At 71.0% G+C, this 12068-nt stretch carries 11 protein-coding genes; 7 read left to right on the top strand and 4 right to left on the bottom strand.

Features of this window, described 5'->3' with window-relative positions; genetic code table 11:
- The first annotated feature begins 139 nt into the window (after nt 1-139).
- Nucleotides 140-2197 (top strand): non-reducing end alpha-L-arabinofuranosidase family hydrolase, encoded by a 2058-nt coding sequence (locus OG787_RS44150; RefSeq protein WP_405539063.1) that lies wholly within the window; start codon nt 140-142, stop codon nt 2195-2197.
- Nucleotides 2198-2209: 12 nt separating this feature from the next.
- Here OG787_RS44150 and OG787_RS44145 read toward each other — a convergent pair whose 3' ends face one another.
- Together OG787_RS44145 and OG787_RS44140 are read right to left on the bottom strand one after the other, a co-directional pair.
- A complete protein-coding gene (locus tag OG787_RS44145; RefSeq protein ID WP_369029955.1) occupies nt 2210-3049 on the bottom strand; it encodes a CoA-transferase subunit beta in 840 nt (279 codons plus the stop codon).
- On the bottom strand, nt 3046-3927 hold the full coding sequence (locus tag OG787_RS44140; RefSeq protein WP_405539061.1) for a CoA transferase subunit A: 882 nt from the start codon (nt 3925-3927) through the stop codon (nt 3046-3048). The genes OG787_RS44145 and OG787_RS44140 overlap by 4 nt, the downstream gene beginning before the upstream one ends.
- Nucleotides 3928-4035: 108 nt before the next feature.
- Here OG787_RS44140 and OG787_RS44135 point away from each other — a divergent pair, with 108 nt between their 5' ends.
- From OG787_RS44135 to OG787_RS44110, 6 genes are read left to right on the top strand one after another with little or no spacing between them, the layout of a single operon-like run.
- A complete protein-coding gene (locus tag OG787_RS44135; protein WP_369029957.1) occupies nt 4036-5136 on the top strand; it encodes an NAD(P)H-dependent flavin oxidoreductase in 1101 nt (366 codons plus the stop codon).
- Nucleotides 5137-5173: 37 nt separating this feature from the next.
- Nucleotides 5174-5938: an enoyl-CoA hydratase family protein gene (locus OG787_RS44130; protein WP_369029958.1), complete on the top strand. Its 765-nt coding sequence runs from the start codon at nt 5174-5176 to the stop codon at nt 5936-5938.
- Nucleotides 5939-5941: 3 nt separating this feature from the next.
- Nucleotides 5942-7096 (top strand): acyl-CoA dehydrogenase family protein, encoded by a 1155-nt coding sequence (locus OG787_RS44125; protein ID WP_405539060.1) that lies wholly within the window; start codon nt 5942-5944, stop codon nt 7094-7096.
- Nucleotides 7097-7105: 9 nt separating this feature from the next.
- The gene (locus OG787_RS44120; RefSeq protein WP_405539058.1) at nt 7106-8146 is read left to right on the top strand and encodes an acyl-CoA dehydrogenase family protein; all 1041 of its coding nucleotides are present in this window, start codon (nt 7106-7108) and stop codon (nt 8144-8146) included.
- Nucleotides 8143-8325, top strand: coding sequence for a hypothetical protein (locus tag OG787_RS44115; protein ID WP_405539057.1), 183 nt, complete (start codon nt 8143-8145; stop codon nt 8323-8325). Before OG787_RS44120 ends, OG787_RS44115 begins: the two co-directional genes overlap by 4 nt.
- Complete coding sequence (locus tag OG787_RS44110) at nt 8322-9203, top strand: SDR family oxidoreductase (RefSeq protein ID WP_405539056.1); 882 nt, start codon at nt 8322-8324, stop codon at nt 9201-9203. The genes OG787_RS44115 and OG787_RS44110 overlap by 4 nt, the downstream gene beginning before the upstream one ends.
- Nucleotides 9204-9341: 138 nt before the next feature.
- Here the strand turns inward: OG787_RS44110 and OG787_RS44105 are convergent, their stop codons facing one another.
- Together OG787_RS44105 and OG787_RS44100 are read right to left on the bottom strand one after the other, a co-directional pair.
- Nucleotides 9342-10745, bottom strand: a complete 1404-nt coding sequence (locus tag OG787_RS44105) for a cytochrome P450 (RefSeq protein ID WP_369029963.1) — start codon at nt 10743-10745, stop codon at nt 9342-9344.
- Nucleotides 10746-10907: 162 nt separating this feature from the next.
- Entirely contained in the window at nt 10908-12014 is a 1107-nt protein-coding gene (locus tag OG787_RS44100) for an NAD(P)/FAD-dependent oxidoreductase (RefSeq protein ID WP_369029964.1), read from the bottom strand.
- Nucleotides 12015-12068: the final 54 nt, after the last annotated feature.

Here is a 12068-nt window from a genome sequence, read left to right as displayed (position 1 = left end):
GCGGAAGCACAGAAGTGTCGAAACATTTCGAAGTGAAATGCGAATGATGCGAGGGGGATTGACGCGCGCCGGGCGCCTCCTAGTATCCGTGCCGACCTCGCACACCTCTTAACCCGCACCCAAGAGGAGCGCATTTCACATGTCATGCCTACAACAAACACGAGCGGGGTGGCGTCGGGCACCGGCGCTGGGGCTGCTCTCCGCGACCATCCTGCTGGTGACCGGCACCGCCACGGCCGTGCCCGCCGCCGAGCCCGAGGCGGGCGTCCGCGCCTCCACCCTGGGCGCCCAAGCGGCCCAGTCCGGGCGGTACTTCGGGACCGCGGTGGCCGCCGGGAAGCTCGGCGACAGCACCTACACGGGCATCCTGAACCGCGAGTTCAACATGGTCACGCCCGAGAACGAGCTGAAGTGGGACACCACGGAGCCCGCGCGCGGCTCGTTCAACTTCGCGCCCGCGGACCGGATCGCGAGCCACGCCTCGTCGAACGGGCAGCGGCTGCGCGGCCACACCCTGGTCTGGCACTCCCAACTGCCCGGCTGGGTCGGCTCGATCACGGACGCGAACACCCTGCGCACCGTGATGAACAACCACATCACCACAGTGGCGAACCGCTACAAGGGCAGGATCCACTCCTGGGACGTCGTCAACGAGGCGTTCGCCGACGGCAGTAGCGGCGCGCACCGGGCCTCGGTGTTCCAGAACCTGCTGGGCGACGGCTTCATAGAGCAGGCCTTCCGCACCGCGCGGACGGCCGATCCCGCGGCCAAGCTCTGCTACAACGACTACAACATCGAGAACTGGACCGCTGCGAAGACGCAGGGCGTCTACCGCATGGTGCGCGACTTCAAGGCGCGGGGCGTGCCCATCGACTGCGTCGGCTTCCAGGCGCACTTCGGCACCGGCGGCCCGCCGTCGAACTTCCAGACCACGCTGTCGAGCTTCGCGGCGCTCGGTGTGGACGTACAGATCACCGAACTCGACATCGCGCAGGCGCCGTCGGCCGCGTACACGAACACCGTGCGGGCGTGCATGAACGTGTCGCGCTGCACCGGGATCACCGTGTGGGGCATCCGCGACACCGACTCCTGGCGGGCCGGGGAGAATCCGCTGCTGTTCGACAGCGGCGGCAACAAGAAGGCGGCCTACACGGCGACGCTGACCGCGCTGGGCGGCAGCGCTGCCACGGTGGCGGCGAAGTCCGCCGCGAGCACCCGCTCGGCCGGCTCGGCGGCTGCTCTGCCCTCCAACTTCACCTGGAGTTCGAGCAGTTCGCTGATCGCTCCGAAGTCCGACTCGACGCACCCCGACATCGCCGGGATCAAGGACCCGTCGGTCGTGTACCACAACGGCAGGTACCACGTGTTCGCGAGCACCGCGAGCGCCTCCGGGTACAACCTGGTGTACCTGAACTTCACGGACTGGTCGCAGGCCGGTTCGGCCACGCACTACTACCTGGACCGCTCCGCGATCGGCACCGGGTACCGGGCCGCGCCGCAGGTGTTCTACTACGCGCCGCAGGGCCTGTGGTACCTCGTCTACCAGACCGGGAACGCCTCCTTCTCCACCAACTCCGACATCAGCAACCCGAACGGCTGGACCGCGCCCCGCCACTTCTACTCGGCGATGCCGGACATCATCAAGCAGAACATCGGCAACGGCTACTGGGTCGACATGTGGGTGATCTGCGACAGCGCCAACTGCTATCTGTTCTCCTCCGACGACAACGGCCATCTGTACCGCTCCCAGACGACCGTCGGCCAGTTCCCCAACGGATTCACCAACACGGTCATCGCGGCCCAGGACGCCAACAGATACGCCCTGTTCGAAGCCGCCAACGTCTACAAGGTCCAGGGCACCAACCAGTATCTGCTGCTCGTCGAGGCGATCGGATCGGACGGGAAACGCTGGTTCCGCTCCTGGACCTCCACCAGTCTCGCCGGGTCGTGGACGGCGCTGGCGGCGACCGAGAGCAACCCGTTCGCCCGGGCGAACAACGTCACCTTCCCGGCCGGGGCCTGGACGCGGGACATCAGTCACGGCGAGATGATCCGCGCGGGGAACGACCAGACGCTGACGATCCCCGGCTGCAAGCTCCAGTACGTGTACCAGGGCCTCGACCCGAACGCGACCGGCGACTACAACACCCTGCCGTGGCGCCTGGGCCTGCTCACCCAGACCAACTCGCCCTGCTGACCGACCGATAGCTCACGTTCCGAGCCGGGGTGCCGGGCCCTGCGACCCGGTGCTCCGGCTCACCTCGCGGTCGCGCAGGCCGCGCGGGTCCACGGCCTCGCGGATCAGCCGCAGTTCGGTCTCGTCGGGCAGCCGGGTCTCGGTGGCACCGCTCGCGTCGATCTCGAAACCGGTGTTCGCCCGGACCTCGTCCGCGGTGACTCCGGGGTGCAGCGAGCGCACGCGCAGCCTCCCGTCCTCCCCGTAGTCGAGGACGGCGAGGTTGGTGATCACCACGCCCAGGTGGTGGAACCTCAGGCCCTTTCCGCCTGCCCCGCGCGCGCGGTCGTTGCCCACGCCGCAGACCACGTCGACCTTCTCGACGAAGACCTTCGGGGTGTGCCGGGCCACCCAGTAGTCGGTGCGGTGGTTGGCCGTGTTGCCGGGAGCGCCGCGTACGCCGATGAGTTGGCGGGTGGGACGGCGCCAGTCGCCGATGAGGGAGATGTTCTGGTTCCCGTACCGGTCGATCTGGCTGGCCCCCATCATGCTCTGCCGACGGCCGCTGGCGACGATGTCGAAGACCTTCCGGTACGGCACCCAGCCCTCGACCACGCCTCCGTCGGCGGCTGTTCGGCCGAGCGGCGGCGGATCGCTCATGAAGTAGGCCTCGCCGTCGGTCAGGACCAGGTCCGGGCTGGTCGTCAGCCGGGCGAGGCGAGCGCCTATCGAGGGCACCACACCGGCCGTGTGCGCGAGTATCTCCCCGGCGCCGCGCCAGACGTCGGCGCAGGCGACGGCGCACACTTCGGCGCGGGTGATCTCTGTGTCGGCGTGCGTGGTCTCCGTCCGGGCCCGGGTGCTCTCCGTCATCGTCCCTCCCCCTGTCGTCCGTCGCGGTTGGCGTGGAACTCGGCCACGGCCTCGTGGTACGCCTGTTCGTCGCCGTCGAGGAACGTCTTGCGGAACAGCTCCCAGGAGTCGGCGTCCCGGGCCGCCGACGCGTAGTGCGCCTGGAAGGCCTCGTCACGCGCGTAGTCGGGGTCGCAGGAGGTGAAGTGGGCGCCTCGGGGTGCCTCGACGACCCCGTTGACGAAGAGGCGGCTGATCAGCAGCGACTGTGCGGGCCCGCCGGCGAGCAGGCCGCCCGGCTCCACGATCCGCTCGGTGCTGACGTAGCAGCGGTCGGCCGCCATCGCGAACAGGTCGTCGAAGTACGGGTCCGGGCCCAGGTACTGGGCGTTGCCCGCCGCGTCGGCACGGTTGACGTGCACCAGGGCCACGTCGAGCCGCAGCGCCTTCATCGCGACGTACTCCTCGTCGTCGTACGGGGAGGCGATCGTCACGAGGTCGGGGTTCATCGTGAGGACGTCGGAGCCGAGGCCCGCGCGCGTGGGCAGGAAGGACAGCCGGCTCGCGGCAGCCCGCAGACCGGTGACGAACATGCCCTCGTCGTACTCGGCGGTCTCCACCCCGCCCCGCTCCCGTACGGCGCGGAAGTGCGGGTCGAGCGCGATGCTGTCGAGCGAGACGAAGCCGTAGACGAGTTTGCGCACCCGGCCCGCCGCGCACAACAGCCCCACGTCCGGGCCGCCGAAGGAGACGACGGTCAGGTCGCGCGCGTCTCCGCGCAGGAGTTCACGCACCAGCGCCATCGGTTTACGCCGTGATCCCCAGCCGCCGATACCGATCGTCATGCCCGACTCGACGGTTCCGGCGACGTCCGCCAGGGACATCGACTTGTCGCCCATGGGCTGCTCCTCCCCCGCGTCCAAGTTATCCACAGCCTTACCTAGCAAACAATTGTTAGGTTACGTTGGGTCGACCGACAACCCCTCGGAAGCGGAAGGAGTCCCGGCATGAGCGCCCCCATCGCCCCCGTCCATCCGGCCCTGCACACCGCGCTGTGCGACCTGGTCGGTGTGCGCTACCCGATCGTGCAGACCGGCATGGGGTATGTGTCCGGACCGGAGTTGACTGCGGCCACCGCGGCGGCCGGTGGGCTCGGCATCCTGGCCAGTGCGACCCTCTCGCTCGACGAGACCCGCGATGCCATCCGGGCCGTACGGGAGCGCACGGACGCGCCGTTCGGGGTGAACATGCGCGGCGACTCCCCCGACGTCCTGGAGCGCGGCCAACTCCTGGTGCGCGAGGGCGTGAGGATCGCGTCCTTCGCGCTCGCGCCGCACGAACGCGTCATCCGGGAGCTGAAGGACTCCGGGTTGGTCGTCATCCCGTCCATCGGCGCCCGCCGGCACGCGGAGAAGGTCCAGGCGTGGGGCGTGGACGCGGTGGTCGTACAGGGCGGTGAGGGCGGTGGCCACACCGGTGGGGTGCCCACGTCGATCCTGGTCCCGCAGGTCGTGGACGCCGTCGACATCCCGGTCATCGCGGCCGGGGGGTTCCGGGACGGGCGGGGGCTGGTGGCCGCGCTCGCCCAGGGTGCCGTGGGCATCGCGATGGGCACGCGGTTCCTGCTGACCAGCGACAGCACCGTACGGGACTCGGTCAAGGCCGAGTATCTCAAGCGGGGCGTCACCGACACCGTGGTCACCCCGGTCCTCGACGGCATCCCGCAGCGCGTCCTGCGCACCGAGGCGGTGGAACGGCTGCTGCGGGAACGGGCGCCCGCGCGGCTCGTGCGTTCACTGCGGCACGCCGTCGCGTTCCGGAAGGTCTCCGGGACGTCGTGGTCCGACCTGGTCCGCGAGGGGCTGGCGATGCGGCGCAGCCATGAACTGGGCTGGTCCCAGGTCGTGATGGCGGCGAACACTCCGATGATGCTGCGGGCCAGCATGGTCGACGGCCGCACGGACCTCGGCACCCTGGCCTCCGGCCAGGTCACGGGCGTCATCGACGACCTGCCCAGCTGCGCGGAACTCGTCGAACGCATCGTCGCGGAGGCGGACGCGGTCCTCACCCGCCTGACCACGGCCGGCGGAGCACAGGGCGAACGGTGACCAGGACAGGCACGGTGACCAGGACGGGAGAGAGCGCATGGGCACGGAAATCATCAGGGCCACCGTCGACGAGCGCGGTGTCGCCGAGGTGGTCGTCGACTGCCCGCCGGTCAACGCCCTTCCGGTGGCGGGCTGGTACCAACTGGCGGAGACGGTCGAGCGGCTCGGCCGCGACCCTGACGTCCGGGTGGTGCTGCTGCGTGCCGAGGGCCGCGGCTTCAACGCCGGTGTGGATGTCAAGGAGTTGCAGGCCGACACCGGCCACGCCGCCCTCATCGGCGCGAACCGTGGCTGCTTCTCCGCGTTCGCGGCGGTCTACGACTGTGCGGTGCCCGTCGTCACGGCGGTCCACGGGTTCTGTCTCGGCGGCGGGATCGGTCTGGTCGGCAACTCGGACGTGATCGTCGCGGCCGAGGACGCCTACTTCGGGCTGCCGGAGGTGGACCGGGGCGCGCTGGGTGCCGCGACGCACCTCTCGCGTCTCGTCCCGCAGCATCGGGCCAGGGCGATGATGTACACCTGCGCCACCGCGTCCGCCGCCGAACTGCACGCCTTCGGCTCGGTGTTCGACGTCGTACCGGCCGACCGCCTCCGGGACCGGGCCCTGGAGGTGGCGACCGAGATCGCCGGGAAGAACCCGACGGTGATCCGCGCCGCCAAGGAGGCCTTCAACGGCATCGACCTCTGGGACGTCAAACGCAGCTACCGCTACGAACAGGGCTTCACCTTCGAGATCAACCTCTCGGGCGTCGCCGCCGAGGTCCGCGACACCTTCGGCGGGCGCCCGGACGGGGAGGGCTGAGCCATGGACCTCACCTGGAGCCCGGAGGAGCAGGCCTTCCGGCAGGAGGCGCGGGAGTGGCTGGCGTCGAACGTGCCGCGGAACCCGCTCCCGTCCGGTGACACCCGCGAGGGGTTCGCGGCCCATCTGGAGTGGGAGCGCGCGCTGTTCGAGGCCCGCTGGTCGGTGGTGTCCTGGCCCGAGGCGTACGGCGGGCGGGACGCGTCGCTGTGGCAGTGGCTGGTGTTCGAGGACGAGTACCACCGGGCCGGGGCGCCCGCCCGCGTCACCCAGAACGGCATCTTCCTGCTGGCCCCGACCGTCTTCGCGTTCGGTACGGAGGAGCAGCAGCGGCGCATCCTGCCGAGGATGGCCGCCGCACAGGATCTCTGGGCACAGGGCTGGTCCGAGCCGGGGGCGGGGAGCGACCTCGCCGCGATCCGTAGTCGGGCGGTGCGTGACGAGGGGGCGGGCGGGTGGCGGCTGACCGGCCAGAAGACCTGGACGACCCGTGGGGCCTTCTGCACCCACCTGTTCGGGCTCTTCCGTACGGACCCGGAGGCGGAGCGGCATCGCGGGCTCACGTACTTCCTTGTCCCGTTGGACGCGCCCGGTGTGACGGTCCGGGGGTTCCAGCGCCTGGACGGCGACGAGGGGTTCGCCGAGGTCTTCCTCGACGACGTCCTCGTGCCCGACGCGGATGTGCTGGGCGGGGTCGGGGAGGGCTGGCGGGTGGCGATGGCTACGACGGGGTCCGAGCGGGGGCTGACGCTGCGCTCCCCCGGACGGTTCCTGCACAGCGCCGAGCGACTGCTCGATCTGGCGCGGGCGAAGGGGACGGGGGCTGGAGCGGGAGCGGGAGCGGGCGCGTTTCGGGACCGGGTCGTGCAGGCGTGGATCGAGGCGCAGGCTTACGAGCTGTTCACCCTGGAGCAGGTCACCTCGATCGTGGAGGGGCGGCCGGTCGGTGCGGAGTCCAGCCTGAACAAGCTGTTCTGGTCCCAGCTCGACATCGCCCTGCACGAGACCGCGGCCGAACTGCTCGGACCCGAGGCCGAGTTGGACAGCACCTGGAGCCGAGGCTTCCTCTTCTCCCTGGCGGGTCCCATCTACGCCGGCACGAACGAGATCCAGCGCAACATCGTCGCCGAGCGGCTGCTCGGCCTGCCGAGGAGGTGACCGGAAGCGATGCGCTTCGCCGTAGCGGAACGGGACGCGGCTCTCGCCGAGGCGGCCGGTGAGGTGCTGGCCAAGCAGGCCGGCGCCGAGCAGATCCGGGCGGGGTGGCCGGGGGGCCGCGTGGAGGCGGTGGACGCGGTGTGGCGGACGTTGGCGGGGGTGGGGGTCACCGGTGCGCTGGTCCCCGAGGGTTCGGGGGGTTCGGGGGGTTCCGACGGCCTCGGGCTCGACGAGAACGCGATTCCGCCGCTGATGGAGGCCCTCGGCCGCAGCGGTCTGCCGGTACCGGCCGCCGAGACGGTGGCCGTCGGCACCCCTCTGCTCGCCGCAGCGGGCGCCCCCCAACTCCCTGCTGTCCTGGAGGGATCGGCCCTGCTGACGGTGTCGCTCACCCCGGACGCCCTGGTCCCCTTCGCCGCCCGCGCCGACCTGATCGCCGTACCCGACGGCGCCGGGCTGCGCCTGTACACCCGCGATGAGGTGGAGTTGGAGCCGGTCGACTCGGTGGACGGCTCCCGGTGGCTGGCGCGGGTCAACGCCCCTGCGGGCGGTGGGCTGTTGCTGGCCGAGGGGCCTGGTGAACTGGCCGTCGCCCACCGGCGCGGGGTGCTGGCCACGGCCGCGCTGCTGATCGGGCTGGGCGAGCGGATGCTCGAACTGACGGTGGCCCATGTCCGGGAGCGCCACCAGTTCGGCGTGCCGGTCGGCTCCTTCCAGGCGGTCAAGCACGCCCTGGCCGACGTGGAGTTGGCGCTGCGCTTCGCCCGGCCGGCGGTCCTCGCGGCGGGCTGGGCTCAGGCCGCCGGGGATGCGGAGGCCGCCGTACGGACGTCGATGGCGAAGGTGCTCGCCTCGGACGCGGCACGGAAGGCTGCCCGTACTGCGATCCAGTGCCACGGCGCCATGGGGTACACGACGGAGTACGACCTCCACCTGTACGCCAAACGGGCCTGGGCACTGGCCGCGGACTGGGGCGGGCCCGCGCAGCACCGGGAGTTCATCGCGGGGCGGCTCGGACTCGACGTCGTCAGTGAAGGAGCGGGGATGTGAGCGCAATCCGTCGGGGTCAGGTCGTCCGCGTCACCGGAGCGGGCCGGAGCCCAGGTCACGAGTACGGCCTCGCGCCGGCCGCCGTAGGGGCCCAGATGGCGGTGATCGACGAGGTCAAGACGACCGGCGGCACCGCTGACGCCGGCTCCGGCATCGTCAACAAGGGAGCGCGCACGTGAGCGGGATCTGTCGGAACCGGGTCGTCGTCGTCACCGGAGCGGGGCAGGGGCTGGGGCGTGAGCATGCCCTCGCGCTGGCGGCGGAGGGGGCCCGGGTCGTGGTCAACGATCTGGGCGAGGCGGCGAAGGTGGTGGCCGAGGAGATCGGGGCAGCCGGGGGGACCGCTGTCGCCGACCTGGGGGACGTCAGCGACTGGGGGTACGCGGAGCGGTTGATCGGGCGGGCAGTCGGTGAGTTCGGGGCGCTGCACGCGCTGGTGAACAACGCGGGCATCAACCGTGACCGGATGCTGGTCTCCATGACCGAGGCCGACTGGGACCTGGTCCTGAAGGTGGATCTCAAGGGGCATGCGGCGCCGTTGCGACACGCGGCAGCGTACTGGCGGGAGTTGAGCAAGCAGGGCCGGGCGGTCGACGCCCGGGTCGTCAACACCACCTCGGGTGCCGGGCTGATGGGCAGCGTCGGCCAGGGCAACTACGGTGCCGCGAAGGCGGGTATCGCGGCGCTGACCGTGATCGCCGCCGCCGAACTGGCCCGGTACGGCGTCACCGTGAACGCGATCGCGCCCTCCGCCCGCACGCCGATGACCGAGGCGGTCGCGGCCTTCGCCGAGCAGATGCGCGCCCCGGAGTCCGGCTTCGACGCCGCGCACCCCGGCAACGTCTCCCCGCTGGTGGTGTGGCTGGCCTCGGCCGAGTCGTCCGATGTCACCGGGCGGGTCTTCGAGGCCGAGGGCGGCACTATCGGCGTCGCCGACGGGTGGCAGCACGGTCCTCGGCGGGTACGCGACCGTCGCTGGTCGCCGGGCGAGGTCGGCCCGGCGGTACGGGAGTTGCTCACCGAGGTGGCCTTGCCGGCGCCGGTGTACGGCGCCTGAGCGCGGCCCGTCGTGGTGGGCCTGGAGACCTTTTTCGCCCCCGCCGCCCTTACCCGTTCCCATCCCTGGGGGCTGCGCCCCCAGACCCCCCTTTCGGCCTGAACGGCCTCGTCCTCAAACGCCGGACGGGCTGAAAGGTCACCTCCCCGTGCGGATCAGCCCCGTCAGATACCGCCACAGCGACGACCGCTGTCGGGCCGAGGGATCCGGCAGGTCCGGCTCTGTCGACGGTGTTGCCTGGTCGTAGGCCAGGCGTCGTTCGGGGGCCACCGGAGCGAGTTCGTACCGCACGGGCAGTGAGCGCAGACCGCGCATGAACGGGGAGGAGCGCCAGGGGAGTTGGTCGACCGGGAGGGCCAGGTCCAGGTGGGTGAAGCGTTCGAAGAGGCGGTCCACTCCGACCGCGGCGACCGTCGACGCGAGTTCGCGCGCCGGGCACTGGCGTGGGCCCGCGCCCCAGGACAAGTGGGCCCGGGTGCTGACCGTGGTGCTCGGGCACACGTTCTTCGCGAAGAGCGGGTCGGCGTGGGCCGCCGCGGCGGAGACCCACACCGGGTCGCCGGCCCGGATCGTGTAGTTGCCCAGCGGAGTGTCCTTCGCGGCGAAGCGGGGCACGAAGTTGACCAGTGGCGGCTTGCGCATCACCACCCGGTTCATGGTCTCCTTCACCATCCCGGCGGACAGACTGGCCCGCACGCTGCCCTCGCCCGAGATGACCTCGACCACCGTGTTGGATATGAGGATTCCGACGTGGTCGGAGGTCATGCCCAGCAGCATGAACAGTTCACGGGCCAGTTCGTCGATCGAGAGCCCGGGGTGCGCGGCCAGCAGGTAGGAGGGGAAGTCGTCCCCCGGCCTGTCCAGCTTCGCCGCAGCCAGTTCGGCCAGCGTCGCCAGCAGCCGTTCCAGGGCGGGTTCCGCGTCCGGGCCGGCGTCCAGTACCCGCCACATGTCCATCAGCGCGTCGTCGCCCTGTGAACCGGGGATACCGAGCAGATGGCTGGCCACCATCAGCGGCAGCGGCCGGGAGAACTGGGCGGACAGGTCCGCGAGGCCCGTGGTGCCGCCCTGCCCCATGAGGGTGATCAGCTCGTCCGCGTAGGCGGTGACGGCCCTCTTCAGGCGCCTCGCCTGGGGGTGGCCGGGATCCTGGAACGGCTTGAGCGCGATGTCCCACGCGGCCCGCAGCGGCCGGTATCCGGGGCCGCCCTGGATCAGCACATGGTTGACCTCCAGGGACGGTCCGAGCGGCCAGTCGGACGGCACGCGGCCCTCCGAGCGGGCCCGCCAGTTCTCCAGCCCCTTCGGCCAGCCGTCGTCGTCCTGGAGGACCTGGAGCGACTCCTGGTAGCCCAGGACCAGCCAGGCGGGCACGCCCAGCAGGTCGACCGGTGCGACCGGGCCGTGCCGCTGCCTCAGCCGTTCGTACACGAGCGAGGGGCGCGTCTCGTAGTCCCTGGTCAGCAACGGTTCAGGTGACATCTCCTCCAACCGTGCGCCGTCCAGGTCCACGGATCCGCCGTCGCCCCACTGGGATTCCATCGTCGCGTCGCCCCTCCAACACTCCCCGTACCGGCTTACGTTCAGCCGGTAGTTGGAAACGCTGGGACCCTATCGCAGAGCGTACGGCGCGGTAACAACGGGGGCGCAACCCACAGTTGCGGCCCACCCAGTCCCACCCAGTCCCACCCGACCCCGCCGGTCTCAAGCCGCCGTGTAGCCCAACTGACGCCTCATGTACGGCGTCATGAGGGTCTTGGCCTTCGCCAGGGTGGCCGTGCGGCCGCCGAGGACCGCGGTCTCGCCGCCGGGCACGGGCACCATGGTCACCCCGTCCGCGGGGCCGAACGGCACGACCAGCGGGGTGCGGTGGACCGGCCGGTAGAAGCGGGGCTGTCTGCGGTGCCTGCCCGAACTCTGGAGGTAGGAGCGGATGTTGTGGACGGCGAGGTCTGCCTGGGCGAGCGCCATGGGAGTGATCTTGAGTTCGGTGACGTCGTTGACGTCCCCGACCGCGAACACGTCCGGCCGCCCCTCGACCCGGAGCGTCCGGTCGACCTTCACATGCCCGGAGGCGTTCAGCCAGTCGCTGTGCCCGGCCATGCGCAGCCAGAAGGTGTTGGGGGTAGTGCCCGTGGCCCAGAAGGAGCGGTCGGCGGCGATGATGTTCCCGTGTGCGTCGCGGTAGGTGCCGAAATCGTTGCCGGGCGACATGAACGAGTCGAGCAGCACCTCCACGTCGTGCGCTTCCAGCCAGGCGCGGGCCTTGCGTCCGGCCCGTTCGCTGCCCGTGGCGTGCAGCAGCGCCGACCCGGAGTGGGCGAGGGTGACCCGGGCGTCCGGCCGGGCGAGGCGTATCTCGGCGCTCAGTTCGACACCGGAGGGCCCGCCGCCGACGACGAGGACATGGTCCGCGGCGGCGATCTGCCGCTGGTGCCCGGCGAACGACTCGGCCGCCTCCTCGACGGTGGTGCCGGTGAAGCGGGCCGGCTCGGGATAGTCGGCGCCGGTGGCGATCACCACCACGTCGTACGGGAGGCGCTCGCCCGTGGCCAGCACCACTTCCCGCTCGGCGGTCTCGATACGGACCGCCTTGCCCACGGCGACACGGCCGTGGCGTAGCAGCCGGTCGTACGGGATGAACGGAGCGACCGTCCACTCCGGGTGCACGCCGGCCCGCAGGGAGGCAATACGGTGGAAGAAGACCTCCTTGCGGTCCACCAGCGTGACCCGCGCCGTCTCGTCCAACCGTCTCGCCAGCCGTACGCCGGCATAACCGCCGCCGATCACCACTACGTCGCCGTCACGCACGCGAGTCTCCTGTGCCTGGTGGGGGGAGCGAGTACCGCGCGGTGGGTGGACTCC

It is taken from the genome of Streptomyces sp. NBC_00075 (assembly GCF_045041225.1).
GTDB lineage: Bacteria > Actinomycetota > Actinomycetes > Streptomycetales > Streptomycetaceae > Streptomyces > Streptomyces adonidis.
The sequence above is the reverse complement of the archived record's forward strand: the minus strand, read 5'-3'. Positions and strand labels throughout refer to the sequence as shown.